Annotated in this window: 21 protein-coding genes; 16 read left to right on the top strand and 5 right to left on the bottom strand. The window is 64.5% G+C overall.

Annotated features, from left to right (window positions below):
- Window positions 1–141: 141 nt before the first annotated feature.
- From SX243_13740 to SX243_13705, 8 genes are all read left to right on the top strand, one after another.
- On the top strand, window positions 142–849 hold the full coding sequence (locus tag SX243_13740) for an RsmE family RNA methyltransferase (GenBank protein MDY7094025.1): 708 nt from the start codon (window positions 142–144) through the stop codon (window positions 847–849).
- A gap of 94 nt (window positions 850–943) precedes the next feature.
- Window positions 944–1894, top strand: coding sequence for a branched-chain amino acid transaminase (locus tag SX243_13735; protein MDY7094024.1), 951 nt, complete (start codon window positions 944–946; stop codon window positions 1892–1894).
- Window positions 1895–1965: 71 nt separating this feature from the next.
- Window positions 1966–3132 (top strand): type IV pilus twitching motility protein PilT, encoded by a 1167-nt coding sequence (locus tag SX243_13730; GenBank protein ID MDY7094023.1) that lies wholly within the window; start codon window positions 1966–1968, stop codon window positions 3130–3132.
- A gap of 190 nt (window positions 3133–3322) precedes the next feature.
- On the top strand, window positions 3323–3793 hold the full coding sequence (locus SX243_13725; protein ID MDY7094022.1) for a regulatory protein RecX: 471 nt from the start codon (window positions 3323–3325) through the stop codon (window positions 3791–3793).
- Window positions 3794–3911: 118 nt separating this feature from the next.
- Window positions 3912–6623 carry an alanine--tRNA ligase gene (gene alaS / locus SX243_13720; protein MDY7094021.1) on the top strand — a complete coding sequence of 904 codons (2712 nt, stop codon included), beginning with the start codon at window positions 3912–3914 and terminating at the stop codon, window positions 6621–6623.
- A gap of 39 nt (window positions 6624–6662) precedes the next feature.
- A complete protein-coding gene (locus tag SX243_13715) occupies window positions 6663–7337 on the top strand; it encodes a lytic transglycosylase domain-containing protein (protein ID MDY7094020.1) in 675 nt (224 codons plus the stop codon).
- 91 nt (window positions 7338–7428) lie between these two features.
- The gene (gene pgsA / locus SX243_13710; protein MDY7094019.1) at window positions 7429–7998 is read left to right on the top strand and encodes a CDP-diacylglycerol--glycerol-3-phosphate 3-phosphatidyltransferase; all 570 of its coding nucleotides are present in this window, start codon (window positions 7429–7431) and stop codon (window positions 7996–7998) included.
- 1 nt (window position 7999) lies between these two features.
- Window positions 8000–10537, top strand: coding sequence for an MMPL family transporter (locus tag SX243_13705; GenBank protein MDY7094018.1), 2538 nt, complete (start codon window positions 8000–8002; stop codon window positions 10535–10537).
- A 147-nt stretch (window positions 10538–10684) separates the two neighbouring features.
- On the opposite strand, the gene SX243_13700 is transcribed toward SX243_13705, so the two are convergent.
- Together SX243_13700 and SX243_13695 are read right to left on the bottom strand one after the other, a co-directional pair.
- On the bottom strand, window positions 10685–12226 hold the full coding sequence (locus SX243_13700) for a trypsin-like peptidase domain-containing protein (GenBank protein MDY7094017.1): 1542 nt from the start codon (window positions 12224–12226) through the stop codon (window positions 10685–10687).
- Between the two features lie 297 nt (window positions 12227–12523).
- Window positions 12524–12757, bottom strand: a complete 234-nt coding sequence (locus SX243_13695; GenBank protein MDY7094016.1) for a hypothetical protein — start codon at window positions 12755–12757, stop codon at window positions 12524–12526.
- Between SX243_13695 and SX243_13690 the strand changes: the two genes are divergently transcribed.
- Complete coding sequence (locus tag SX243_13690) at window positions 12749–13456, top strand: hypothetical protein (GenBank protein ID MDY7094015.1); 708 nt, start codon at window positions 12749–12751, stop codon at window positions 13454–13456. The genes SX243_13695 and SX243_13690 overlap by 9 nt on opposite strands.
- 284 nt (window positions 13457–13740) lie before the next feature.
- Here the strand turns inward: SX243_13690 and SX243_13685 are convergent, their stop codons facing one another.
- Window positions 13741–14979 carry a hypothetical protein gene (locus SX243_13685; protein ID MDY7094014.1) on the bottom strand — a complete coding sequence of 413 codons (1239 nt, stop codon included), beginning with the start codon at window positions 14977–14979 and terminating at the stop codon, window positions 13741–13743.
- 539 nt (window positions 14980–15518) lie between these two features.
- Here SX243_13685 and SX243_13680 point away from each other — a divergent pair.
- From SX243_13680 to SX243_13655, 6 genes are all read left to right on the top strand, one after another.
- On the top strand, window positions 15519–16931 hold the full coding sequence (locus SX243_13680; GenBank protein MDY7094013.1) for a class II fumarate hydratase: 1413 nt from the start codon (window positions 15519–15521) through the stop codon (window positions 16929–16931).
- A 105-nt stretch (window positions 16932–17036) separates the two neighbouring features.
- Window positions 17037–18161: a DNA polymerase IV gene (gene dinB, locus SX243_13675; protein ID MDY7094012.1), complete on the top strand. Its 1125-nt coding sequence runs from the start codon at window positions 17037–17039 to the stop codon at window positions 18159–18161.
- A gap of 143 nt (window positions 18162–18304) precedes the next feature.
- Window positions 18305–19876 (top strand): cryptochrome/photolyase family protein, encoded by a 1572-nt coding sequence (locus SX243_13670; GenBank protein MDY7094011.1) that lies wholly within the window; start codon window positions 18305–18307, stop codon window positions 19874–19876.
- Window positions 19877–20104: 228 nt separating this feature from the next.
- On the top strand, window positions 20105–21781 hold the full coding sequence (locus SX243_13665) for a VWA domain-containing protein (protein ID MDY7094010.1): 1677 nt from the start codon (window positions 20105–20107) through the stop codon (window positions 21779–21781).
- A 582-nt stretch (window positions 21782–22363) separates the two neighbouring features.
- Window positions 22364–22687 (top strand): hypothetical protein, encoded by a 324-nt coding sequence (locus SX243_13660; GenBank protein MDY7094009.1) that lies wholly within the window; start codon window positions 22364–22366, stop codon window positions 22685–22687.
- A gap of 178 nt (window positions 22688–22865) precedes the next feature.
- Window positions 22866–24263 (top strand): hypothetical protein, encoded by a 1398-nt coding sequence (locus SX243_13655; GenBank protein ID MDY7094008.1) that lies wholly within the window; start codon window positions 22866–22868, stop codon window positions 24261–24263.
- Window positions 24264–24381: 118 nt separating this feature from the next.
- Here the strand turns inward: SX243_13655 and SX243_13650 are convergent, their stop codons facing one another.
- Together SX243_13650 and SX243_13645 are read right to left on the bottom strand one after the other, a co-directional pair.
- Window positions 24382–25362 (bottom strand): MerR family transcriptional regulator, encoded by a 981-nt coding sequence (locus SX243_13650; protein MDY7094007.1) that lies wholly within the window; start codon window positions 25360–25362, stop codon window positions 24382–24384.
- Window positions 25363–25581: 219 nt separating this feature from the next.
- On the bottom strand, window positions 25582–25980 hold the full coding sequence (locus SX243_13645) for a S4 domain-containing protein (protein ID MDY7094006.1): 399 nt from the start codon (window positions 25978–25980) through the stop codon (window positions 25582–25584).
- 73 nt (window positions 25981–26053) lie between these two features.
- Between SX243_13645 and SX243_13640 the strand changes: the two genes are divergently transcribed.
- Window positions 26054–26305 (top strand): TrkA family potassium uptake protein (locus SX243_13640; GenBank protein MDY7094005.1); only part of this gene is annotated, 252 nt, incomplete at its 3' end.

The following is a 26305-nucleotide window of genomic DNA, read 5'->3' as shown; positions in this document are numbered from 1 at the left end:
CCGACGTCTCGAAGAGCTGGGTTTCGAAGAGACGGATCGCCTCCGGGCTGGGGAGTGGATCGCCTTGCGGTGCCGCTACCGGCGCCGGGCCGAGACCGAGTCCGGCGGTGCCAGCTCCGACGGGCCGGGAGAGAAAACCTGGTGATCACCCTGGTGGTTCCTCCCGGGGAGCTGACTCGGCAGTCTTTGGAGGTAGCCGGCGACAGCTACCGGCATCTCTTCCGTTCTCGCCGTCTGGCCCGCGGTGCCGAGCTGCGGTTGGTGGATGGCGAGGGGCAAGCCCGCAGCGGCGAGGTGGTGGAGATCGGGCGACGGAGCGCTCGGGTCGAGCTCGGCCCGGATCTGCCCGCCCGGGATCCTCGCCGCCGGGTGCGGCTGCTGGTCGCGCCGCCGCGATCTACCCGGGCGTCGTGGCTGGTGGAGAAAGCCACGGAGCTGGGGGTGGCGGAGATTTTTTGGCTCAATGCCGAGCGGAGCCCGCGGGAGATGGGAGACGGCGGGCTGGAACGACTGCGGCGGGTGGCGGTGGCGGCGCTGGAACAATGTCACGGAGCGCGGCTCCCCCAGCTCGCCGGCCCATTTGCCTTGGACCGATTGGGGTCCCTCCTGGAGGGTTGCCCCCATCGCTTTTACCTGCATCCGGAAGCCTCTTCCCAGGGGCTGCCGAGAATGCCCGAAGCTACTGACGCCGCCGCCTTCGCCATTGGACCGGAAGGCGGCTGGACCGACGCCGAGACGGCTGCTTTGGAGGCCGCGGGGTGTCTTCCCCGGGGTCTCGGAGAGCGGGTTTTGCGAGTCGAAACCGCGGCCGTCGCGGTGGCTTCTCTGGCCTTGTTACAACTAGATTGAGCGGCTCCCGGTGGAGCCTGCTGTGCGTTGACACCCCAATTCTCAGGGGCTACCATCGAGTACGTTCCTGACTTGTCTGAAAGGAGTTGATCCAATGCCCAAGAACGATCCCTTCTCCAGTGTTCGTTGGATTTGGATGAATGGTGAGATGGTGGAGTACGAGAAGGCAACCGTGCATGTGTTGAGCCACGGTCTGCACTACGGCTCCGGCGTTTTCGAGGGCATTCGCTGCTACGACACCCCCGACGGCCCGGCCATTTTCCGCCTGCCGGAGCATCTGCGCCGCCTCCAGGCTTCCGCCAAGATCTACCGTTCCGAGATTCCTTTCTCCCTCGAAGACCTCACCGAGGCTACCTTCCAGACCATCGCTGCCAACGAGTACAACGGCTGCTACATTCGGCCCATCGTCTACCGAGGCCTGGGGACCCTGGGGGTCTACCCGGGGAATTGCCCGGTGGATGTGGCCATCGCCGTCTGGCCCTGGGGCGCTTACCTCGGCGAGGAGGCTCTGACCAACGGTGTCGACGTCTGCGTCTCCAGCTGGCGCCGCGCCGCCGGCAGCACCTTCCCGTCGCTGGCCAAGGCTACCGGCAACTATCTGAGCTCGCAGCTGATCAAGATGGAGGCGATGGCCAACGGCTTCACCGAGGGCATCGCTCTCGGCGTCGACGGCAACGTCAGCGAAGGTTCCGGTGAGAATCTCTTCCTGGTGATGAACGGTGAGCTCTACACGCCGCCGCTGGCGGCTTCGGTACTGCCGGGCATCACCCGCGACTCCATTTTCCAGCTGGCTCAGGATCTGGGCTTCGAGGTCAAGGAGCGAGTGATTCCTCGGGAGATGCTCTACACCTGCGACGAGCTCTTCTTCTGCGGCACCGCTGCGGAGGTGACGCCGATCCGCTCGGTGGACCACATCACGGTGGGAACCGGCCGTCCGGGGCCCATTACCCAGCGTCTGTCGGAAGAGTATTTGGGCGTCGCCACCGGCCGGGTGGAGGATCGCCACGGTTGGCTCCATCGGGTGCCCGCCGGAGCGGCGGTCTGAGCCGTCCCTCGACGGAACGCTCCCGCTGAGGAGCCGCTCCGGTTCGTCATCGGACCGGGAGGAGGAAGAAAATGAACATCAACGATCTGCTCAAGATCGCCATCGAGCGCAAGGCATCGGATGTCCACCTGAAGGTGGGCAGTCACCCGGTTTGCCGCATCGACGGCGACCTCCTCCCGCTCTCGGATATGAAGCGGCTGATGCAGGAGGACACCATCCAGATGGCGTTCTCCATGATGAACGCGCGGCAGAAGCAGCGCTTCAAGGAAGAGTACGAGATCGACATCGCCTATTCGGTGCCCGGTCTCGGTCGCTTCCGTGTCAACGTCTTCCAGCAGCGCGGCGCCGTCGGGCTGGTGCTGCGCGTCATCCCGGCGCGCATTCTGACCATCCGCGAGCTGATGCTGCCGCCGGTGCTGGAGCGCATCTGCGAAGAACGCCGAGGCTTGGTGCTGTGCACCGGGACCACCGGTTCCGGCAAGTCCACCACCCTGGCGTCGATGATCGACTACATCAACGCCGGCCGCAGCGAGCACATCATCACCGTCGAGGATCCCATCGAGTTCCTGCACCGGGACAAGAAGTCGCTGGTGAATCAGCGCGAGATCGACGTCGACACCCGCGGCTTCGCCGGCGCTCTACGCGCCGCCCTGCGCCAGGACCCGGACGTCATCCTGGTCGGTGAGATGCGCGATTACGAGACCATCGAGACCGCTCTGCTGGCAGCGGAAACCGGTCACTTGGTGTTCTCCACCCTGCACACCCTGGACGCCACGGAAACGGTCAACCGCATCATTTCCGTCTTCCCGCCCCACCACCAGAAGCAGATCCGCATCCAGCTGGGGCAGGTGCTCAAGGCGGTGATCTCTCTGCGCCTGGTGCCGCGGGCGGACGGCATCGGCCGTGTGCCGGGCACCGAAGTGATGATCTCCACGCCGTATATTCGCGAGTGCATCGAGGCCAAGGAAAAGACCAAGTTCATCCGCGAGCAAATCGCCCTGGGCACCAGCCAATACGGCATGCAGACTTTCGACCAGTCGCTCTACATGCTCTACAAGAGCGGCCTCATCACCCTTGAAGAGGCCCTGCGCCGGGCCACCAACCCGGACGAGTTCCGCCTCAAGGTGGAGGGCGTGCAGTTCACCGCCGACGTGGCCCGGGAGGAGATGGAGTCGTCGTTGGAGATAGGGCACGACAACGATTTGATGGGTTCGGATACGTTCGAATTAGAGACTTGATCCGCCGTCCATCGCACATCCCCTCGCTGCGCGCTCGTCGACTCATCTCGTACGGCGTACGGTCTGTACGTCTTCGCGCTTCGCTCCTGCGCTGCGACGATCTGGTGCACGCTGAGCGGCGGCAAGGTCGTCCATCGCACATCCCCTCGCTGCGCGCTCGTCCCCCTTTCCTCGAAGCTGAGGTTCCGTCGTGGCTGATCCCTGCACTGAGAGAGCCCTGAAACTGCTCACCCGGCGGCCGCATTTTCGCCGGGAGCTGGAGCAGAAGCTTGGCGCCAAAGGCTTCGAGCCGGAGGCGGTGGAGGCGACGGTGGCGCGGATGGTGGAGTTGCGGTACCTCGACGAGGAGTCGGCGGTGCGTAGCTTCGTCGAGCAGAAACTACGGCGGGGGCCCGTGGGGCGGCGGCGATTGGAAGCGGATCTGGGGCGCCGGGGGGCGGACCAGGAGGTGGCGCGGGCGGTGCTCGACGAGATTCTCGCCGAGGACGATCGGGAGGCAGCTCTGGAGGCTGGCCGCCGCTACACCCGCGGGCGGCGTCGCGACAAAGCCTCCGTGGCCCGCCATCTGGAGCGCAAGGGCTTTTCTCCCCGTGCTATCTTTTCCGCTCTCGATGCGCTGAACTCCGACTTGCGCGGTGATGATCCGGCCGTCGAGCGCTGAGATTTATCCGCCCACACCTTTCCTGCCTAGGTTGCTTACGCCGCTTCTGTGATTCGGGTAGGGCCTGGGAATGGGGCGCAGGAACTGGCCGCGAGCCTTGCCGATAGAGGATTCCTTCATGAAGAGCCGTGAAATTCGTCAAAGCTTCCTCGACTATTTTGCCCAGCGTGATCACCGGGTCTTCCCCAGCGCTCCGCTGGTGCCCCACGGGGACGCCACCCTGCTGTTCACCAACGCCGGCATGGTTCCGTTCAAGAATGTTTTCTTGGGGGCCGAGGCAGCGGAGGCGCCGCGAGCGGCGAGCTCGCAGAAATGTCTGCGGGTCTCGGGGAAGCACAACGATCTGGAGAATGTGGGCCCCAGCCGCCGCCACCACACCTTCTTCGAGATGTTGGGCAACTTCTCCTTCGGCGACTATTTCAAGGAGGAGGCCATCGCCTTCGCCTGGGAGTTGGTGACGGGGGTTTGGCAGCTTCCGAAGGAACACCTCTTCGCCACCGTCTTCGAGACCGACGACGAGGCCCATGACCTCTGGGGGCGGATTTCCGACCTGCCGCCGGAGCGCATTCTGCGCTGTGGCGCCAAGGACAATTTCTGGTCCATGGGGGAAGTAGGCCCCTGCGGGCCGTGCAGCGAGATTTTTGTCGACACCGATCCCGACAAGCCGCTGGTGGACTGGCAGGAGGGAGACGCTTCCGGCCGTTATCTGGAGATCTGGAATCTGGTCTTCATGGAGAGCGAGCGCCGGGAGGACGGCAGCCTGACGCCGCTGCCCAACCCTTCCATCGACACCGGCGCCGGGTTGGAGCGCCTGGCTTCGGTGCTCCAGAGGGTGGGCTCGAATTACGAGACGGATCTCTTCCGGCCGGTGCTGGAGGCTGCCGCCACCCTTGCCGGTACCTCCTACGGGGCTCGCTTCGAAGGCGCGGGTAGCGCCCCCGACACCTCGCTGCGAGTGATCGCCGACCATCTGCGGGCGGTGACTTTCCTGCTTGCCGACGGCGTCATTCCGGGCAACGAGGGGCGAGGCTACGTGCTGCGGCGGATTCTGCGCCGAGCGCTGCGCCACGGTCTTCGACTGGGGCTGGAGGAGCCCTTCCTGCACCGCCTGGTGCCGGTGGTGGAGGAGACCCTGGGGGGCGCCTACGACGAGCTCGCCGCCACTCAGGAGGCCACCGTCGCCACGGTGCGGGCGGAAGAAGAAAAGTTCCTCGGTACCGTCGCCTCCGGCGCCCGCCAGCTGCAGGAGGAGATCGAAGCGGCGCGGGAACAGGGACTGGCTCAGCTTTCCGGCGCCCAGGTCTTCCAGCTCTACGACACCCACGGCATGCCCTTGGAGGTGATCGAGGAGATCGCCGAGGAAGAACGCTTCACCGTCGACCGTCAGGGCTTCGAGGAAGAGCTTGAGCAGCAGCGCAAACGCTCCCGGGCAGCCACCGGCGAAGGGCAGCGGCGGCTGCAGCAGCTGCAGCAGGTGCTCACCGGTAGCCAGGAGGGGGGCGGCGAGGAAGTGACCGCGACGGCCTTCGACGGCTATGGATGTACCGAGCTGGACCAGGCGAAAGTTCTACGTCTGGCCCGGCTGACCGCCGACCAGGCGGTGGCGGCCACGGCTCTGTCTGGGAAAGAAGGCGACGCCACTGAAGGAGCGGTGGTGCTGGATCGCACGGTCTTCTACGCCGAAGGTGGTGGGCAGGTCGGTGACGTCGGGGAGCTTCGGTGGGACGGAGGCCGCGCCCGGGTCACGGACACGCGCAAGAACAACTCCGGGGTCATCTTCCATCTGGTGACGGTGCTGGAGGGGCAGCTGCAAGCAGGCCAGCAGGTTTCGCTGCACGTGGACTCCCCGCGCCGTCACAGTGTCGAGCGCAACCACACCGCCACCCACCTGCTGCACGCGGCGCTCCGCGAGGTCCTCGGCACTTCCGTGCGCCAGGCAGGCTCGCTGGTGGCGCCGGACCGCCTGCGCTTCGATTTCACCTATCCGCGCCCGGTGAGCGACGAAGAGCGCCGGCGCATCGAGGACTTGGTCAACCATTGGGTGCTGGAGGCCCAGCCCACGCGCATCGAGGAGCAGAGCTACCAGGAAGCGGTAGCGGCGGGGGCCATGGCTCTCTTCGGCGAGAAATATGGCGACGTGGTGCGCACGGTGGCGGTGCCCGGGGAGGGGCTTCGGAGCCTCGAGCTGTGTGGCGGCTGCCACGTGGCCAACACCGGCGCCATCGGCCCCTTCTTGATCACCGCCGAACAGGGTATCGCCTCCGGCGTTCGGCGCATCGAAGCAGTGACCGGTGCCGGCGCTCTGGAACGGGTGCGTGAGCAGGGGGCGGTGCTGGCGTCGGTGGAGGAAGCCTTGGGGGCGCCGGCGGCGGAGATTCCGGCGCGGGTCGAGACGTTGCGGGCGCAGCTCAAGGAGCGGGACGCGGAGCTGGCCAAAATGCGCCTCCAGCTGGTCTCCGGTGCTGGTGCCGGCGGCGGTGGCGCAGAGGAGGTCGCAGGGGTGGCGGTGAACCTTCAGGAGGTCCCCTTCGCGCCGGTGCCGGAGCTACGGAACATGGCCGATTCGCTGCGTTCCAAGCAGGGAAGCGGAGTGGTGGTGCTGGGGGCCGCCCAGCCCGGGAAGGTGATGCTCTTGGCGGCGGTGAGCGAGGACCTGGTGGGGCGCGTCCACGCCGGCAAGGTGGTGAAGGCGGCAGCCCAAGTGGTGGGGGGGGGCGGAGGTGGCCGCCCGGACTTTGCCCAGGCCGGCGGCAAGGATGCGGACAAGCTCCCGGAGGCCCTGGATGCGGCCCGGGAAGAGATTCGTCAGCAGCTGGAAGTGGGGGATTGACCCAGCTTTCGCGGCGGAGCTGGTACACTCCTAGGCCTTATGGTGCGCAACCTGCTTTGCACGCTGCTGGCGGTCTCTCTGCTGCCTCTGGCATTGCCCTCGGCGGCAACGGCAGAAGTGAAGGTGCGCATCGGTGAAGACGGTGTGCCGTTCATCTACAACGAGACATCTTCCCAGCGCAGCCGACGGCTGGCGGTACGGCTGTTGCCGGTGCCGGATGCGCGGTTGGCGCGGGCCATCGAGCGCTACGCTACGGATCACCGGCTGAGCCAGCGGCTGGTCCAGGCGGTGGTGCAGGTGGAGTCCGGATACAATCCGCGGGCGCTCTCCCACAAGGGCGCCCAGGGGCTGATGCAGCTGATGCCCGAGACGGCTCGGGAGCTGGCAGTGGAAGACGCCTTCGATCCGGAAGAGAACCTGCGCGGCGGGACCCTCTACCTGCGACGGATGCTCGACCGATTTGGCGATTTACAGCTGGCTCTGGCAGCCTACAATGCAGGTCCGACGGCGGTGCAGCGCCACGGCGGCGTGCCGCCCTACACCGAGACCCTCAACTATGTCCGGCGGGTGCTGGCCCTGTACTCGGGGGAGGACGAAGCGGTCCAGATTTTGGGGGCGCGGCCGCCAGGGGTGCCGGGCCCCAAGATCTACGTGGTGGAGGGAGAGGGTAACCAGCTGATCTTCACCACCAGTCCGCCGGGACAGAAACCCTGAAGGCCGTCCTGGGGGCCTCGCCTCGAAAACTCTTGCCGCCTCGACCGGCGGCGCACTCCTCCAACCTACCCCTCCCGCTCCAAAGCTCGAGATGATCAATCTTCCGAATCTGCTGACTCTGCTCCGCATCCTGTTGGTGCCCATCCTGGTGGTGGTGCTGCTGACCAAGTTCCCCGAGAAAGAATTCGTGGGATTGGGACTCTTCCTATTGGCGGCCCTCACCGACTTTTTGGACGGCTTCTTGGCCCGCCGCAACCGTCAGGTCACCCGCCTGGGCAAGCTACTGGATCCGGCGGCGGACAAGATGTTGACCTCCGCCGCCTTCATCTCGCTGGTGGAGATGAATCCGGAAGCGACGCCGGCGTGGATCGTCGTGACCATCATCAGCCGCGAGTTCGCCGTCGGCGCTCTGCGCAGCTTCGCGGCCTCGGAGCAGATGGTGATTCCAGCGAGCATGTTGGGCAAGGTCAAGACGGTGACCCAGATCGCCGCCATCGCTCTGCTCATCGTCTACAACAAGCTCGGTGAATTCCAACACTTGGCGCCGATCTTCCTCTGGCTGGCGCTGATCATCAGCCTGTACTCGGGTATCGACTACTTCGCCCGCTTTCGGCGCTTCGTGTGGAACGCAGGGAACCGCCCTCCCCAGACCTCCGCCTGAGATGCGTCGACTGACCTTGTTGCGTTGGCTGGCCCAGCTGGCCAACAACCACTATCGGGTGATCTTCGTCGCCTTCGGCGTCGCGGCGGTGCTGGCGGTGGTGTCGGCGTCCCGTATCCGCTTCGACACCGACGTCCTCAATCTGCTGCCCCAGGAGGATCCGGTGCTCTCGACCTTTCGAGAGACGCTGGAAGAGTTCGGTTCCTTCGAGAACCTGCTCGTCGGCGTGCGCATCCCCGAGGGAGCGCCGGTAGACGCCTACAAGGATTACGCCGAACGGTTGGCACGGGAGCTACAGCAGGTAGACGCCCTGACCAGCGTGGAGTACCGCATCGAGCAGCCCCAGGAGTTGGTGCGGCAGTTCCTCCCGGGGGCCGTCCTCTTCCTGGACGATGCCGGGCGCCAGCAGCTCGGTGCGCGGCTGGAAGAAGAGGGCATTCGGCGGCGGGTGCAGGAGCTCCGCCGCCAGCTGGGAACGCCCCAGGCGCTGGCGGCCAAGGACCTGCTCAAGCTCGACCCGCTGGGAATCGCTTCGATCCTGCTGGACGAGGTGGAGAGCACCCGCGGCAACCTGCAGGTGGATTGGACCAGCGGCTTCTATCTCAGCCGGGATCAACGCATGCTGCTGATCCTCGCCAAACCCGCGCACCGCCCCCAGGACCTGAAGAAGAACCGGGCCATGATGGCGGTGATCGAGGAGCGGTCCCAGAGCGTTGGTGAGGAGTGGGCCGAGGCTACCGGGGAACCGGTGCCGGAGATGGTCTACGGCGGCTCTTATCTCACCGCTCTGGACGACGACCGTTTCCTGCAGAGCGACATGATTCGCAACGTCACCAGCTCTCTGCTGGGAGTCATGCTGCTCTTCTATATTGCGTTTCGCCGGCCCAGCGCACTGCTCTACGCCATGCTGCCGTTGGGTACCGGGCTGGTGCTGACCTTTGGTTTCGCCGGCGCCACGGTGGGTGCCCTGAGCCATGCCACCAGCGGTGTGGCGGCCTTGCTCATCGGCTTGGGGATCGATTTCGTCATCGTGTCCTACGGCCGATATGTGGAGGAACGGCGCCGTGGCCGGGAGCCGGCGGAAGCGCTGGCGGAGATGTCCGGGTCTTCGGGGCGGGCGGTGGTGGTGGGCGCCCTGACCACCGCCGCGACCTTCGGAGCCTTCCTGCTGACAGATTTCCCCGGCCTGCGGCAGATGGGCCTGCTAACCGGTACCGGGATCGTCTTTTGCATGTTGGCGGTGCTGCTGCTGCTGCCGGCACTGCTGGCGTGGAGTGAGCACCGCCACCGCCGACGCCGGAGCGTCCCCAACCTCTACCTCCACAGCTTCGGCACCGACCGGGTGGTGGGGCTCTCGTTGCGTCATCCTCGGACGGTGCTGGCCCTGGGGCTAGTGATCACGGCTCTCACCGCCTGGTGGGTGCGGGGGCTGGAGTTCGAGGAAAGCATGACCACCATGCGCCCCCAGGGGAACCGTGGCCTCGAAGGGGCGGAGGAGGTGGCGGAGCATTTCGGCTCTGGCTTCGACTTCACCATGTTGGTTTTGGAGGCGCCGACCAGCGAGGAGGCGCTGGCCTTCACGGCCCGGGCGGCTCAGGGAGCGGAAGAGCTGGTGGCCGGCGGCGAGCTGCAAGGGTTTCGAGCGGTGACTTCGGTGATTCCACCGCCGGAGCGACAGCGCCGGTCGTTGGATTGGCTCGCGGAACAGCGGTCCCGGGGCATCGGCGGCGAGTCGGTGGCGGCGACCTTCCGCCAGGCGGCGGCGGAAGAAGGCATCCGCGCCGAGGCCTTCGAGGAGGGCTTGGAGCTGCTGGCGCGGGCGCTGGAGCGAGACCGGCCGATCACGGTGGAGGAGATCGGTGAGTCGGCGCAGGGCCAGCGATTGCTCGGGCAGTACATGCGGCGGACCGAGGACGGCTGGAAGAGCATCGTGCGGGTCTTTCCGCCGGACAACCGCTGGCGCCGGGAGCCTCCGCCGTCGGTAGTGGGATTGGCGGAGGAGTTGGGTCCGGGGGCCGCGGTGGCGGGTACCAACGTGGTCAACCAGCGAGTGCGGCAACTGGTGCTCCGGGACGCCTATATCGCCGGGATCGCGGGCTTCGTGCTGGTGGCTTTCCTGATCTTCCTGGACTTCCGTAGGGTGGGTTTCACGGTGTTGAGCCTGACGCCGCTGGCGGTGGGGATCCTGTGGATGCTGGGAATCATGGCAGCGGTGGGGCTGGACGCGAATTTCATGAACATCTTCGTCAGCACGATGATCATCGGCATCGGCGTGGACTACGGTCTGCACATGATCCACCGCTACCGGGAGATCCGGCGCCGGGCGGACCGCAATCTGGAAGAAGGGCTGCAGGAAACGGCGAAGGCGATCACCGCCGCTGCGCTCTCGACCATCGTGGGTTTCGGGTCGTTCTCCCTCTCTCACTACCCAGGGCTGCGGACGACGGGCTATGTGGCGGTACTGGGGGCGCTGACCACGGCGGTGGTGGCGATTACGGTGGTGCCGGCGCTGCTGGCGGTGTTGGAGCGGCGGAAATAGGCCTTTCCTGAGACACCCTACCCGAATCACACGGATGCCCGAGCCCCTCTGCTCGGAACACCCTACCCGAATCACAGATCTGAAAAGGCCCCGGCAACAAGGCTGTCGCCGGGGGCTCTTTGTGAAGGCAGTTCTCGAGGTCGTGGTCTACTCCGAGATGGGCTCCTCACAGGGAACGATCAGGCAATCGCCACACGTGGGATCCGAGTTGGATTTGATGTAGATCGTCCTCGTTCGCCAGGAGCTCGATCCGCAGTTGTTGTAGGCGCGGACTCGGAGCGTGTAGTAACCCTGCGGATAGACCGGAACCAGCGAGGTTTGAGGGCTTGAGGTGTTTCTGGCCCAACTCGTTCCGACCAATTCCCATCGATAGGAGTCGGCGCCGGTGGAGGCGCTGGCAGAGTAGAAGCCGACGGCTCCAGGGCAGAGCGAGCTCGGGCCGACGATGCTCCCCGGTGTCGTCGGTGGAGAGGTGCAGGAAGGGCAAACCGCGTTGCTCGGCAGACTGGAGCCTAGGTCGCTGATGATATTCGGCGTCCGGGTGCCCCGGTTCTCGCAGTAGGCGCAGTGATGCAGGGAAACGACGCAGTGGTCGGCGGTGGCGATGACCGGCGAGCCGGAGCTGCCGCCTCGGGTGTCGCAGAAGTAGCCGATGTCGTTGACGCTGCCGCCGGTGCAGGCGGGCTCGGACAGGCTGTCGATCTCACAATAGCCCAACGGATTGGACGAGTGGGTCGAGTCGATGGAGATGCGCTTGCCCCAGGCGCCGGGGTGACCGGGGATGTAGATGCGCTCGTTGAGGTTGGGCAGGCTATTCCTCATCTGGAGGTAGCCGTAGGTGCCGGTGGGGTTGGTGGGCAGCCGGACCAGTGTGTAGTCGAGGCCGACGTCGGTCTTGATGAAGGTGGCGCTTGTGGCGACGACGGTGCCCGGGCATGCGCCGAAGCTCTCGCAGAAAGTGCTGCAGGAGCCTTCAGCCATGAACTCGTAGTCGGTGTTGAGGGCGTCGGAGGAGTTGCCGATGCAGTGATTGTTGGTCACTAGATGACCCTGGCTACCCACCAACCAGCCGGTGCAGCCGCCAGTTCCGTTGATCAGCAGGCGGGCGACGGCGCGAGACTTGCTGTAGATGGTTGGATGTCCGCTCTGGGCACACTGGGCACGCTCGGAGTCGTCGCTGCCGCAGATGGCTTCATTGCCCGCGTCGTCGGGGAAGGGTTGTGAGGCGATGAGGGCTTCGGCGTCGGGATAGCCGTGGGCGAAGCGATCCATGATGACGGCGCCCTCGGGCACGGCCACGGAGGAGTAGAGCTCGAGGACCGCCGTGTCGCCGGGGATGTGGATGCCCCAGAAACCATCCTTGAGGAGAGCTTCGGCCTTGCCATAGCCGGTGAAGCTCCATGAGCGGGAGCCGTCGGGGGAGCGGACGATGAGCTCGGCGCCATCCGGTAGGTTGAAGTAGCTGAAGTGGGGCGCGATATAGCTGGCCCCGGGCAGGCTGATCTCCTCGTGCCAGACGAGCAGCGACTGATCGGAGATGGTTCTATCCAGACCTTCGGATTCGAGCGTCAGGCTGATTTCCTCGCCGACGGTGATGAGGCCTCGTGCGGGTTCGGGGCCCTGGGCCAGGGCGGGCAGGCAACAAGCCAGGATGGTGAGTGCTAGAAGGGTGAATGCTGTTTTCCTCATGTTCTCGATCCTCCCAAGATGAAGTGAGTTCGATGGTCCGCCGAGGAACGAGGTTCGACGGATTTTTCTTTCTAGTGCGCAAGTTCAAATGGCTCTATTTATTAAGGAGTTGCGCCGCGGCTTCTTTGCCCCCCTCCGTGGCTGTCTCGCTCGGGCCTCTCCCAGAAGCCCTACCCGATTAGCAAAGGGGGCTCAGTAGCAGGGCCTGAAGTGAAGCCCCATGGTTTTCATCCACGGAATCTCCCAGCGTGACAGATGGAGCCGGTCTTTTCCGTCCTCGTAGGTACTATGGGAAATTCACCCCGGTATCTTTCGCCCCGGTGTCCCCTGGTCGAGGTCACTCTGCGGACCGTCCAGGGGCGCTATCTCCTCAAACCATCCGATGAGCTGAACGCCATCATCGTCGGCGCCCTCGCTCGAGCGGCCGAGCTCTATCCCGTGGGCGTGGTGTGTCCAGCGTTCCTCAGCAACCACGGGCACTTGTTGCTTCGCCCAGCGGATCAGGAAGCGCTCTCTGGCTTCATGGGCCATTTCACTTCCAAGATCGCTCGGGAGATTGGAAGGCTCTACGACTGGCCCGGCGGGATCTTCCCGACGCCCTATCGCTGCCGTGAGGTCAGTGAAGAGGAAGAAGCCCAAGTCGAACGCCTGCGCTATGTCTTGTCGCAGGGGGTCAAGGAAGGCCTGGTCGAGAGCCCTCTCGATTGGCCGGGAGTGCATGGTGCGAAGGCCTTGCTGGAGGGGAAGCCTTTAGAAGGTGTCTGGCGGGACCGAACTGCTGAGTACCACGCTTGCCGCGGTCGACCACCCTTGGATTCAGAGACTTACGAGACTGTCGAAGCGCTTACCCTAAAGCCTTTGCCATGCTGGGATCATCTCTCGGCCGAGGAACGGGGAGTGCGCGTTGCTCGGCTCATTGCAGACATCGAAGAGGTTGGGCGTGCGGAGCGTCTTCGAGCTGGCTCGTGGCCCAAGGGGGCGGCGGCGGTGAAGGCCATGCATCCTCATCACCGGCCGAAGGTGATGGAGCGTCGACCGGTTTCGCGCTTCCATGCTGTTCGTCAGCGGGTGAGAAAGGAACTCACCGAAGCCTATCGACTCTTTCTCGAAGCCTATCGAGCAGCTTCGAAGGCTCTTCGCAGCGGTGAGGGGAAGGTGATGTTCCCGCCGGGCTGCTTTCCTCCGGGTTTGCCCTTCGTGCCAGCCGAGCCCGTGATGCGGCCACCTTGATGCCTGAGTCGGCTTGGTTGAGATCGATATCTAGACGCTGAATGTTGAAGCTTGGTCCTCGGAGTGAGGGAGGGTGTGTCCGCGGATCTGGGTAGGCAGGCTGTTGGCTCGAGGCTCGCTTGGAGTAGCCGCCATACCGCGCTAGCTCTTGGTGGAAAATGGGCTTCTAGGTCTGGAATTGATGGCGGAAAGTAGCTACATCTGGCTCGTTGTCTGCTATTTGGCCAACTGCCCTGTCATTCGGTTGGGGGGCGGAAAGCCGGAGGACTACGAGCCGTTATGAATCATGGCGTGGGTCTGATTGTGTAGGCCTGGTCCGTCAATCGGGCCAGGCGTCGAGCGACTGCACAGCTCTCGATGACTCCAAATTGGAGGTTCCTAGCGGGCAGTGAGCCAGGCGGAGCCAGTGAAAGGGACTTACGGATGATACTCGGGTAGGGGAGAGGAAGAGGGAGGTTGTGAGCGGTGTTCTGGACGAGCTCGGACTCGACATCGATCCGCTCCTGAGGCTCTCCCCCAGGCTTGAGGAGCAAGAAGACTGGTTGGCACTTTTCGTTGCCGCTGTGAAGGGATTGCGCCACGATCTGGGGTGTGCTGGAAGATGGGGCACTTGAGAGCTGAGCCCACAGCTCCCTCTCTTGGATCCTCGAGCTACCCGCGGCGGAAAGGACTCCCAGCCATCGAAGCTGGCGTTCCTCGACTAGGCTCCGGCCCTGGACTCGTACTTTCAGCGGTGGTTTGCCGAGAAGAAAGGTGTCCTCGGTCAGCAGGCGCAGGTGGGAGGCTGCGGCCCGTGGGGGCTCGAGGATCACGAGGTCGGCGAACTTTACGGCTGCTGGAACGTCGGTCAGGGCCTCTTTCATCGCCGGATAGAAACCGAGGGTGGGGCCTTCGGTGGAGCCCTTCTCGTGGATTTGGGTAAGGTTCCAGGAGCTTCCGTCGATGCCGTCCAGGCGAACCTGAGTATGAAGCAGCCGATAGAAGGTCTTGTTTGGGCGGTAGCCAATCTCGGGCTCGACTCGAAGAGTACCTTCGGGTGTCGAGAGGTCGAGGGTTTGAGAGGGTGGGTGGAGCTGAATCGACGGTGGCGAGGGGTGACCTGGTCCAAGCCAGAACAGACCACCGGTCCAGACTACGACCACCACCATCACGATGAGCAGGAAGAGGCCGGTGAGCCCTAGGGCTCGCCCCCGGGCCTGGCCTCTGTAGAGAAAGACGAGGCAGAGGCTCATGGTGATGGCCAGCATCAGGAGAACGAAGGCGAGCCATGAGACGAAGAGATGCTCTCCCAGCTCGGCGCCCCAGCGATGGCGAAAGACCGCGAGGACAATCCAGCGTATCCCTCCCCAACTCCCCAGAGCCACCAAGCAACCAAGAGCGAAAAGCGATTTGTCGGGTGTCAAGGCGGCTAGAACTGCAAGGGCGCAGGCCAGCGCCAGGAGGCCCCCTCCGGCTTTCAGGCCGATCTGGGTTAGCTCGCTCGCCGACAGACCGGCGCCAGCGAGTGCCACTAAGTGGGCCACCAGGGTGGGAGTCCAAAGGAGAACACCGTAGAGGCTAGCGGCTGTGCGAAGGCGAACAGGCGCTAGGGGGGCTGTGCTGGTGGCTGTCTCAGAAGCGTTTGAAGGCCGATGATGCTGGATGATCTTCGCCAATCCCCATGCGTGTAGTACCCAGCTGAGAGCCGCAGCTCCCGTGAGCAGACGGTGGATTGGATCCGTCCAGGCGATGGCGGCCCAGGCAGGGATCACCAGCACCATGAGCACGAGGTACAGCAGGCCGAGGACCGGAGCGAGGCTGCGGAGCAAGACCGGACGAGGCTGCACCTGCGATCTGGCTGTGAGCATGGGCAAGGTTTGTCAGGTTCACCGGTGGATCGTCAAGAGGGGGCGCAGAAGAGTCAGTCCCTGGCGCCTGCGTGAACCCTTCGATACCATTTCAGGCGGAGCCGCTCCGAAGGACTGCTCTTCGGGTATTTTACCGGGGCCTTCGCATCGACTTGCCCAGCAAAACTCCCGCCGGCATCGGCCGGCTTTTGCATCGTCATCAGGAGTCAACGACCATGGATACACCTGCAAATAAGACCCGCACCGAGAAGGACAGCCTCGGCGACATCGAGGTGCCAGCGGACGGATATTACGGCGCCCAGACCGAGCGGGCCCGGCGCAACTTTCCGGTGAGCGGACTGCGCTTTCCGCGCCCTTTCATCGCTGCCATGGGGCGGATCAAGCAGGCGGCGGCGCAGACCAATCTGGAGCTGGGGGTGATCTCTCAGGAGGTCGCCGATGCCATCGTGCAGGCTGCCGGAGAGGTGATCGACGGGAAGCACGACGGCGATTTTCCGCTGGATATTTTCCAGACCGGCTCCGGCACCTCGACCAATATGAACACCAACGAGGTGATCGCCAACCGGGCCATCGAGATTCTTGGCGGCGAGGTGGGTAGCAAGACGCCGGTGCATCCCAACGACCACGTCAACGCCAGTCAGTCGAGCAATGACACCATCCCGACGGCGATCCATGTTTCCGCCTACACGGCCTTGGAGGAGAATCTCAAGCCGAGCCTCGTGCAGCTGGCGGAGGCTTTGGAGGCCAAGGCGAAGGCCTTCGACGACGTGGTGAAGATTGGCCGGACTCACCTGGCGGACGCCGTTCCGGTGCGTCTGGGGCAGGAGTTCGGCGGCTACGCTCAGCAGGTGCGAAACGCTCTGGCGCGCCTCGAGGGCTCTCAGCCGCGGCTGGCGGAGCTGGCCTTGGGCGGTACCGCCGTAGGTACGGGGCTCAACGCTCCCCAGGGCTTTGCCGAGGGAGCGATTCGGCGGCTGGCGGAGTCCAGCGGTTATCCATTCCGCGGCGCTCCCAACCGCTTCGAGGCCCTGGCGGCGAAGGATGCGGCGGTGGAGATCTCCGGCCAGCTCAAGACCCTCGCCGTCTCCCTGACCAAAATCGCCAACGACATCCGCTGGTTGTCCTCGGGCCCTCGCTGCGGTCTGGCGGAGATCACCATCCCCAGCCTGCAGCCCGGCAGCTCCATCATGCCCGGAAAGATCAATCCGGTGATTCCGGAGTCGGTGCTGATGCTCGCCGCGCAGGTGATAGGCAACGACGCCACCATCGCGTGGGCCGGTGCCGCCGGTAACTTCGAGCTCAATGTGATGATGCCGGTCATCGCCTATAACCTGCTGCAGTCCATCGAGATCCTCGGCAACGGTAGCAAGATGCTGGCGGAGAAGTGCGTCGAGGGCATCGAGGCGGACCGCGAGCGCTGTCGCGAGATGGTGGAGAAGAGCCTGGCCATGGTCACTGCCTTGGCGCCCAAGATCGGCTACGATCCCGCCGCTGCCATTGCCAAGGAAGCCTTCGCCACCGGCCGCACGGTTCGAGAGCTGGCTCAGGAGCGGAAGGTGCTGCCGGCGGACGAGCTGGAGGAGGTGCTCGACGCCCGGCGTCAGACCGAGGGCGGCTTGTCGGATTGATCGCTGCGGATCCGGCATCTCATTACCGGATCTCGATATCATCGGGGCATGTCTCAAGGCCCGACCAGGTCCAAGGCGCCCGCGCCTCGAGAGCCATCCGAGAACTTGGAGTCCTCCGAGCCCGAATCCTCGGAGCAGGAGCGAGCTGCAGATCCGGCGTTCGCGCGGCGCATCTTGCACTGCGACATGGACTGCTTCTATGCGGCGGTGCACGTGCGGGACGATCCGTCCCTGGCTGGCAAACCGGTGCTCATCGGTGGCAGCCCGGAGGGCCGTGGAGTGGTGGCGGCGGCGAGTTACGAGGCCCGGCGCTTCGGAGTCCATTCCGCGATGCCCGCGGCGCGGGCGCGCCAGCTGTGCCCCCAGGCGATCTTCCTTCGGGCGGATTTCCCCCGCTACCGGCGCGAGTCGGAGCTCATCTTCGCCATCTATCGAGACTTCACCCCGGTGGTCCAGACAGTATCCTTGGACGAGGCCTATCTCGACGTCACAGAGCAATGGCCGGATCATGGTTCGGCGACGGAGTTGGCTAATGAGATCCGCCAGCGGGTGCGGGATGAGCGGCGGCTCACTGTCAGCGTGGGGGTGGGGCCCAACCGCCTGGTGGCGAAGATCGCCTCCGACTTCAACAAGCCCGACGGCCTGACGGTCATTCCGCCGCATCGGGTGGAGGAGTTTTTGGGGCCGCTGCCGGTGCGGCGCCTGCAAGGAGTGGGGCCGGCAACGGAGGAGTCGCTGGCAGAGCTGGGGGTGTCGACGGTAGCGGATCTGCGAGCGTTGGACCTGGACACGCTGATGGCCCGCTTTGGGCGCCATGGCGAAGGCCTGTTTCGTTTCTCCCGGGGCATCGATCTGCGCCCGGTTCAGCCCCATCGAGTGCGCAAGAGCCTGGGCTCGGAGAACACTTTCCGCAAGGATCTGGCGCAGGTGGAGGCGATGGAGGCGGAGGTGGATCGACTGGCGGAAGAGGTGGCCCAGGGACTCGCGCGGCGAGATCTCACCGCTTGGACGGTGACGCTGAAGGTGCGCTACGGCGACTTCACCACCCTGACCCGGGCTCTGACGCTGCCGGCGGCGAGCCGGGACCCGGACGTACTGGCCGCGGCAGCCCGGCACCTGCTGCGCCGCACCGAAGCACCCCAGCGGCCAGTGCGCCTATTGGGGGTGACGGCGTCGAAGCTGGTCCAGGGCGGGCCGCAGCAGATGCGTCTTTTTCCACCTCCGCGGTGAGCCGGCGGGTGCTCTGCAGCTCGCTCTGTGATTCGGGTAGGGGACCACAGAAGGCCTGTGTGCTCCCGTCGATGTGATTCGGGTAGGGGGTGGAGACCTGGGGCAGGTTTCGGGGGGATGGAGGCGGCGACTAAGCTCTTGACATGGCTGCCCAATCGATTCCCACCGCCTTCTTCGTCGGACCTTGGGATTTGCATCGCGACTTAGCCTGCGTTCCGGACGATCCGGCGGCGGGGAGCGTGGTGTTGGTGGAGTCGGTGGCGAAGGGGCAAGCGTTGCCGTACCACCGGCAGAAGCTGGTGTTGGTGCTGTCGGCGCTGCATCATTTCGCGCGAGAGCTGGAGGCGGAGGGCTACGACGTCGAGGTAGTTCACACCCCAACCTATGGGGAGGGGATTCGCCGGCACGTGGAGGCGCGGGGAGCAGAGCGGGTGGTGGCGTTGCAGCCGCGGGAGTGGGGCTTGCAGCGCTCGCTGGAGGCGGCGGCGGAGTCGGGAGAGCTGGGAGCGGAGCTGGATCTGCGGCCGGACGGTGGCGAGGGCGGCCACTTCCTGCTCCGCCGAGAGGAGTTCGAGGCGTGGGCGGAGGAGCAGGGGAGCTCCTTTCGGATGGACTCTTTCTACCGCTTCATGCGGCAGCGGGAAGGCTGGCTGATGGACGGGGACGAACCCGAAGGCGGCCGTTGGTCCTTCGACCAGGAGAACCGGCAGCCGCCGCCGGACGAGTCGCCGCCGGACCTTCCACGCTACGAGCCCGACGATCTGACCCGCGAGATCATGGCACGGGTTCGGGAGTGGCCGGGCCATTGGGGCGAGGTGGACGGCTTTGACTGGCCGGTGACCCGGGAGCAGGCGCTGGCAGAGCTGGATCACTTCTTGGAGCTGCGAGGCGAGGGCTTTGGCCCCTATCAGGACGCCATGGTGCACGGCGAGCGCTTCCTGTGGCACTCGCGGCTCTCGCCGGCCCTGAATCTCGGTTTGGTCTTGCCGCGGGAGGTCGTGGAGCGAACGGTGGGGGCGTATCGGGAGGGGCGGTTGCCGCTGGCCAGCGCCGAGGGCTTCGTGCGGCAGATCATCGGATGGCGGGAATTTCTCCGGGGGCTGTATTGGCGGCGCATGCCGGAGCTGCGGGAGGCCAACCATTTGCAGGCTTCGCGGCTGCTGCCGGCGTTCTACTGGCAACCCGAGCGGACCGACATGCGCTGCCTGGAGGACAGTGCCCGGGCGGTGTTGGAGACCGGCTACGCCCATCACATCCAGCGGCTCATGGTGTTGGGCAACTTCGCGCTGCTGGCGGGGGTGGAGCCGATCCAGCTCTCCCATTGGTTTTGGGCGGCCTTCGTCGACGCCTACGAATGGGTGGAGTTGCCCAACGTCCACGGCATGGCGCTGTACGCCGACCCCAGCTTCACCACCAAGCCCTACGCCGCTTCCGGCGCGTACATCGATCGCATGAGCAACTATTGCGGCGACTGTCGCTACCGGGTCAAGGAGCGCACGGGAGAGAATGCCTGCCCGTTCAACTCGTTGTTCTGGCGCTTCATCGCTCGGCATCGGGACTTGGTGGCGAAGAATCCACGTATGTCGGCGCTGTTGGGCACCTGGCGCCGGTGGTCGGAGGAGCAGCGGCAGGAGATCCTGGAGCAAGCGGAGGGTTTTCTCGACGGGCTGGAGCCGGCGGAGCACGGTTGGAGCTTCGAGGACGATGCTGGTTGATGAGGCCCGGCGGAGCGGATCCGGTTGATTTCGCCGGCTCGAGGCGACAGACTGTCCTGTGACGAGGACGGTGCCGGGAGGCTGGAAGCGGTGTTCGGCTGCCGATCCGAGGCTTTCCGGCTTGGAATCGATCTTGCTCCCTAGAAAGCTTGGATGGAAGGGTGAGATGGGGTGATGAGAGCGGCAAGGCCCGTCTACCGGGGCTCCGCTAACCAAGGAGAACAACCAATGAGACTGAATAAGGTTCTGATTCCCGCCCTCGCTTTGCTGGCCTGGAGTGTCGCGCTGCTGGGAGTGGCCGCTCCCGCCGCCGCTCAGGAAGCTCTGCCGGGGGTGTTCGGCGAGATCATCGATGTCCGGGTGGTCAACCTGGAAGTAGTGGTCACCGACAAACAAGGTCTGCGCGTCTCCGGCCTGACGCCGGAAGATTTCCGCATTCTGGTGGACGGTGAAGAGGTGCCGGTGGAGTTCTTCACCGAGATCTCCGGCGGTACCGTCACCCGTGCTCAGGAGGGGACGTCCACCGCCGGGCTGCCGTCCCTCACCGCCGGCGAGCCGGTGGGGACCAGCTACCTGGTCTTCATCGACGACTTCTTCTCCATCGCCCGGGATCGCAACGAGGTACTCGATGCTCTGCGCGAGGATCTGCCGCTGTTGGGCCCCGACGACCGCATGGCTTTGGTGGCCTTCGACGGCAAGCGGTTGGAGATGCTCTCCTCTTGGAGCAGCAATTCGCGGGAGCTGGAGCGGGCTCTCAAGCAGGCTACCCGGCGCAATGCCGAGGGGCTCAAGCGGCTGGCGGAGTTCCGCAACTTCCGCGCCGACACCTCCGCCCGCGACCCCCAGCGGCTCTTCACCACTCGTCGTTCCAACCAGCTGGACATCGAAGAGGAATACTACGCCCGGCGTCTGGAAGAGCAGGTGCGGCGCTCCGTGGAGGCGGCTTCCGCCACTCTGCGCAGCTTTGCCTCGCCCCCTGGCCGCAAGGTGATGCTGGTGCTCTCCGGCGGCTGGCCCTTCCAGCCCACCGACTATGTCGCGGCGGGTTCCCCGGAGCTCACCTTCGACCGCACCATCCAGGGGGGTGCAGATCTCTTCCGGGAGCTCACCGACACCGCCAATCGTCTCGGTTACACCCTCTATCCGGTGGACGTGCCGGGGCAGCAGGTGAGCTTCACGGACTCGGAGGATCCCGGTCTCGGCGTCGGGGTGACGGAGGGAGAGAATGTCGGGGTCGGTACCGGCCCGAGCTTCGACCGGGAGCAGGAACACCACTTCGCCCTCGGCTTCCTGGCTCGGGAGACCGGCGGTCAGGCGATGCTCAACGCTCGGGCTTTGGACAGTCTGCCGAAGGTGGTGGAGGATACTCGTTCCTACTATTGGCTCGGTTTCACCCCGACTCGGCAAGGGGATGACGCCGTCCACGACATCCAGGTCAAGATGGCCACCAAGGGCCTGAAAGTGCGGGCGCGAGAGAGCTTCCAGGATCTCTCCCGCACCACCGAGGTGACCATGATGGTGGAGAGCTCCTTGCTTTTCGGCAATGCGCCGAGCATGGAGCCCCTGGGCGTCACCTTCGGCAAACCGGAACGGGCGGGGCGGGGCAAGGTCGAAGTTCCCATGGTGGTGAGCTTCCAGGCCGGTCAGATCGCCGTTCTGCCCTATCAGGACGGCTACGCCGCCCAGGTCGAGCTACGCATCGCCGCGGTGGATGAGGACGGCGGTCGGTCCGAGGTTCCGGTGATTCCGTTGCAGCTGACCTCGCCGCAAGAGATTCCTGCAGAACAAGAGCTGCGCTACACCCACAGCATCAAGCTGCGCAAGGGCCGGCAGGACCTCATCGTGTCGGTGTACGACCCCGCCAGCGGTACGCTCCTGTCGTCTCTGGAGAAGGTTCGCTTCTAGGAGCCTGCTGAGAAACTCGCGCCGCGCTCCGGACGGCTCTTTTCGGCCGAATCTTCGTTGTCGAACCTCGACGATTCTCGAATCGCCTGCGGTTCTCCGCCTCGATTCTGCTCGAAAATTTCTCGCCCTCGCTTGCGGCTGACTTTTTCAGCAGGCTCCTAGGCGAGCTCCGGGTTTTGCCTCGGTGCGATAAGCTAGCCGGGCTCCTCGCTCCTAAGAAGAGCTGTGGGTGAAACGCCCCCGGTATCGAGTCTGTTTCCGGTCGGCTCGGAGGCTGGCGATGAGGCTGGCGATTGATTTTTCTGATATTGCGCAATTCATGCGATTCTGATTTTTTAGTCGCGACTATCGGTGTTGTCACGATTAATTTGCGCGATGGTATAAGAAATAATCAATCATAGGTAAAAATATGGCAGAAGAATAGAAAAATATTTTGCTAGGTCTATTTGAAGCAAGCGCCAAAGTTTGATCGAATGGAAAATCCTCGGCTCTATGCCGGTAGCTTCGTGGGCGTGCGAAGCATAGCCACCCATCGAAGCGAGCTGCTATCGCTGCTTTTTTTCTGCCAGGAAGGAGGAGTCCATGAGGTTCAAGAGGTTCTGCTTGGCACTGACGTTGGCCCTGTTGGTCATCGGCTCAGTGTCCGCGTCGGCGGATGGTTGGTTTTCGGTGGTCGAAGAAGAGGGAAGCTCGGTGATTGAGAGCTGGCTTCCCTGGCAGGGAATGGAGGAGCTTTTCCAGGATCTTCTGGAGAATCTCTTCGGTGCTACCGGGAGCCATGGCAACGCCGGGGGGAACTCGGCGACCGGTGGTGGCACCGACGATGGGGGGCAGGGAACTACCGGTCCAGCTCCTCCGGGGGGAGACGGCGTGGGCACCATGATCGACCCCAACGGGCTTCTCTGAGAGGGGATGGTCAGTGATGAAGTCCGATGGTAGTGCCTTGCCATCGGACTTCCGCTATAATCCTTGTACTCTCTTTAAGGGTGCGTTAAACTCTGGTGAAGCCTAAGCGCTCCCCCAAGCCAGACGAGGTTTCGCTGGTTTTCGGCCCTCCCTGGACAAGCCCTGTAGGAGCGGGAAGATGAGCGACGAGAAAAATAAAGCTGGAGCGGTGCTCGCGCTGCCCTGGGTCGATCTTGCGAAGATGGCCTCTGCAGTGGGAGCCGACGCGGCGGCATTCGAGCCGTCGAGTGGCGCCAATGATGAAGACGCCACGGCTCCAGCATCCACCGAGGGTCCCGAACCCCTCGTAGCGGAAGGTGAGGAGATGCTCTCATCTTCGGAGGACTCTCAGTCCTACGAAGACGCTTTTCGCCGTGTCTCGGAGCGCCTGCAGCGTAGCGAAGATACTCTGCTCGAAGAGCGGATTTCGGCGCCCATGCTCTACGCGGAGCTGCTGGTCCTTCCTCGGGAGGAGCGCTCTGCGACGATCCAGAAGGATCCCCGTTTTCAGTCGTACCTGCTAGCCGAGATGCTGCTCGAGAAGAGCCGCGAGTCGTGGTTCGACAGCCCGAGCAAGGCTCTCGAGGGTGCTCGCTTGGCCCTCGAGGTGGCGGAGGGGTTGGATGTAACCGACTACGGCTCTGTCCTTCCTCGAAGCCTGCGGCTGAAGGCCCAGGCTTATCTCGCCAACGCCCTGCGCATCCGCGGCGACATGAGGGGGTCGGAAGAGGCTTTCGCCAAGACCACCCTTCTGTTGGAAGACGGCGGCGCCCTGAATCCCTACGAGCGGGCCGAGGTACTTTCCCTCAAGGCGTCCCTTTATAAGGATCTGGCTCGGTTCGAAGAGGCGGATCGCCTGTTGGAAGAGATCACCGAGGTCTACACCCAGGCCGGAGATCAACATCAGCTCGGGCGCACGTTGCTCCAACGGTCGGCGGTCTTGGGTCGCTTGGCACTGTGTACTGCCGGAGACTACGGCGAGGCGACGCGAATTCTGCGCGCTGGTTTGGACTTGCTCGATCCTCGCCGTGAGCCTCGGGTGGTGCTCAATGCGTGGATCACTCTCGCTCACCAGCTCAATCTGGATGACCGCAACGAGGAGGCGGAGGATGCTCTGGCTCAGGTGCGCGCTCCTCTGGAGCGTCTCGGTGAGCGCCTGAGCATCGCGCGCATTCGCACCGTCGAAGGCCACATCGCCTTCAGTCGCGATCAGGAGGACGAGGCGGAGAAGTCTTTCCTCGCGGCGCGGGAGATCTACATGGAGCAGGGGATCGGCATCGATGTCGCCCTCCTGTCCTTGCAGCTGGCGCTGATCTACGTCAACCAGGGCAAGGCCAGCCTGGTGCGGGAGATGACCGAAGAGATCCTCTTCCTCCTGCGCAGCCAGAACCTGTCGCCGGAGATCATGGCGGCGCTGGTTCTCTTCCAGCACGCCGCCGAGCGTGAGATCGCCACCGCGGGTCTCATCCAAGAGATCACGAACTACATCGAGCGCAGTCGCGACTTTGTTCCCGTCCAGAGCCCCGGCGGTCGTTGAACCGGCCGCCGCCTCGACTCTCCCCCCGTCCGGCCTCCCCTCCTCCCGTCACCACAGTCGAGTCTTCTGACTTAGCTTCCCGCTTCGTTGGGTGAAGCTGTCCGAAGGGCAAGCTGTCCTAGGAAAGTGCTTCCGGTGGGGGACCGCTGCCGGGACGGGCGCGGAGCTTGACCAGCTCCTGGCGTAGCTCGGGCAAGGTCTCGGTGAGGGCGGCGTCGGCCTGTTCCAGGAATTCGAAGTAGGCGGAGGCGCTCCGGCCACCGACGAGGATGGCGATGTCGTCCCCGAGATGTCGGCGAATGCGGACGATTTCTTCACCGACGAAGGAGTCGTCGGCCGGGAAGACGACGCTCAAGAGCACTCCCCGTGCCCTGCGCTGGTGGGCGGCCGCGACAATTTCTTCACAGGGAAGGTCGGGGCCGAGATAGGTGACCTGCCAGCCTTCGGCGGCAGCGGCACAGGCGGCTACCAGGGCGCCGAGCTCGTGGAGCTGGCCGGCGGGGGTGGTGACGATGAGCCGGGGGGCACCGGACGGGACCCGGTAGGCGCTGTGGAGGCTGCCGATGAAGGAGCGCACCGCCGCCGTGGCCAGGTGCTCGTGCATGGGCCGGAGCTCGCCCCGGCGCCAGCGTTCACCGATGGCCTGCATCAGCGGAACCAGCAGTTCCTCGGTGAGCTTGATGCGGCTCAGATCCACCGCTGCACGCTCCAGCTGAAATTCGAGCCCGGTGCCGTCCAAGTTCTCGATGGCCTTCATGCACTGCTCGAGATGGTGCTTCGGCGTGCGAGTCGCCGAAGGCCCCTGCCCGTTGCTGGCGGGATGGGGAAGGGGCAACTCTTCTTCCACCGCCAGCTCCCTCAGCTGCTCGTCGTCGAGGTGGGCGATGCGCCCGATGCTATGACCCGCCTCGGTCAGTCGTCCGAGGATCTTGAGCCGTTCGATGTCCTCTTCGGCATAGAGGCGATGGCGGCCCTCGGTGCGCTGGGGCTGAATCGCTTCATAGCGTCGTTCCCAAGCCCGGATGAGATCCGGCTTGAGCCCGGTGCGTCGGCTGACGATCCCGATGGGATGAAGAATCGGTTCCTCTGTTGTGCTCACAGGAAAAGTCTACGCAAACTGTCCATCTGGCGTCAATTTCCTGTCTAAATATCTAGACATTCTTCGGGAGGAAGGTCGGTCGCGGGCTGAAGTGGCGAAAGTCGCCCGAGCGGTAATCCACGAGTCTTTCGCGCTACTTCTTGGACTGCTGTCGCCGGGAGGGACCTCTTGCGACGTGTCCAGATTTTTCAGCCTGAGGGAGTCGGAGGGACGGGGGACTCAGCTCGGATCCTGATTCTTCCAGCGCTCCATCTCCCGCCGCTGCTTTTTGGTCGGCCGGCCGGCGCCGCGCTCCCGGTGCACCGGGACTCCCCGCAGCAGGCGCTGCAGAGGGTCCCGCTTCGGTTTGGGCGGACTCAGATCTTCGTAGAGCCGGGGAGCTTCCTTCTTGGGCAGAGGTTTGTCGCGCAGCTCGCGGACCACCAGAATCTGCTGCCAATCCCCTTTCTGGACCTCGATGCGGTCCTCCAGGGACAGGCGGCGGTGGGCTTTGGCGATATCGCCGTTGACCCGCACCCGGCTGAGGTTGCAGGCTTTGGTGGCCTGGCTGCGGGTCTTGAACACCCGCGCCACCTGTAGCCATTTGTCGAGCCGCACTTCCATGCTCTGAGCATCCATGAACTCAGTCTACCAAGGCCAAGCTCCCCGAAAGGGTGGGTTTCCGGGAGGGCCGGGCCGGTAGAATCGGGCCATGGGAAAACCATGGCAACGCCTCTTGCTCCTGGTCGTCGGGTTGTTCGCTTCGTTGTTGCTCGCCACCTTCCTCTACCAGTGGGGGATGAAGGAGTTGGAGGGGGAGCCTCGGTCTTTTTGGCGGAGCCTCGAATGGGCGTCGGAGACCATCACCACCACCGGTTACGGCCGCGACGCCCAGTGGACCCACCCCGGGATGGTGATCTTCGTTTCGGCGGTGCAATTCTTCGGCGTCTTCCTGATCTTCTTG

This window comes from Acidobacteriota bacterium (assembly GCA_034211275.1).
Taxonomy (GTDB): Bacteria; Acidobacteriota; Thermoanaerobaculia; order Multivoradales; family JAHZIX01; genus JAGQSE01.
This window is presented reverse-complemented; position numbering and strand designations above follow the sequence as displayed.

Excerpts from the sequence above, each read along its gene's own strand:
- SX243_13735 (MDY7094024.1), top strand. The coding sequence starts at position 944 with ATGCCCAAGAACGATCCCTTCTCCAGTGTTCGTTGGATTTGGATGAAT.
- SX243_13730 (MDY7094023.1), top strand. The coding sequence starts at position 1,966 with ATGAACATCAACGATCTGCTCAAGATCGCCATCGAGCGCAAGGCATCG.
- alaS (MDY7094021.1), top strand. The coding sequence starts at position 3,912 with ATGAAGAGCCGTGAAATTCGTCAAAGCTTCCTCGACTATTTTGCCCAG.
- SX243_13715 (MDY7094020.1), top strand. The coding sequence starts at position 6,663 with ATGGTGCGCAACCTGCTTTGCACGCTGCTGGCGGTCTCTCTGCTGCCT.
- pgsA (MDY7094019.1), top strand. The coding sequence starts at position 7,429 with ATGATCAATCTTCCGAATCTGCTGACTCTGCTCCGCATCCTGTTGGTG.
- SX243_13705 (MDY7094018.1), top strand. The coding sequence starts at position 8,000 with ATGCGTCGACTGACCTTGTTGCGTTGGCTGGCCCAGCTGGCCAACAAC.
- SX243_13700 (MDY7094017.1), bottom strand. The coding sequence starts at position 12,226 with ATGAGGAAAACAGCATTCACCCTTCTAGCACTCACCATCCTGGCTTGT.
- SX243_13690 (MDY7094015.1), top strand. The coding sequence starts at position 12,749 with ATGGGCCATTTCACTTCCAAGATCGCTCGGGAGATTGGAAGGCTCTAC.
- SX243_13695 (MDY7094016.1), bottom strand. The coding sequence starts at position 12,757 with ATGGCCCATGAAGCCAGAGAGCGCTTCCTGATCCGCTGGGCGAAGCAA.
- SX243_13680 (MDY7094013.1), top strand. The coding sequence starts at position 15,519 with ATGGATACACCTGCAAATAAGACCCGCACCGAGAAGGACAGCCTCGGC.
- SX243_13670 (MDY7094011.1), top strand. The coding sequence starts at position 18,305 with ATGGCTGCCCAATCGATTCCCACCGCCTTCTTCGTCGGACCTTGGGAT.
- SX243_13665 (MDY7094010.1), top strand. The coding sequence starts at position 20,105 with ATGAGACTGAATAAGGTTCTGATTCCCGCCCTCGCTTTGCTGGCCTGG.
- SX243_13660 (MDY7094009.1), top strand. The coding sequence starts at position 22,364 with ATGAGGTTCAAGAGGTTCTGCTTGGCACTGACGTTGGCCCTGTTGGTC.
- SX243_13655 (MDY7094008.1), top strand. The coding sequence starts at position 22,866 with ATGAGCGACGAGAAAAATAAAGCTGGAGCGGTGCTCGCGCTGCCCTGG.
- SX243_13645 (MDY7094006.1), bottom strand. The coding sequence starts at position 25,980 with ATGGATGCTCAGAGCATGGAAGTGCGGCTCGACAAATGGCTACAGGTG.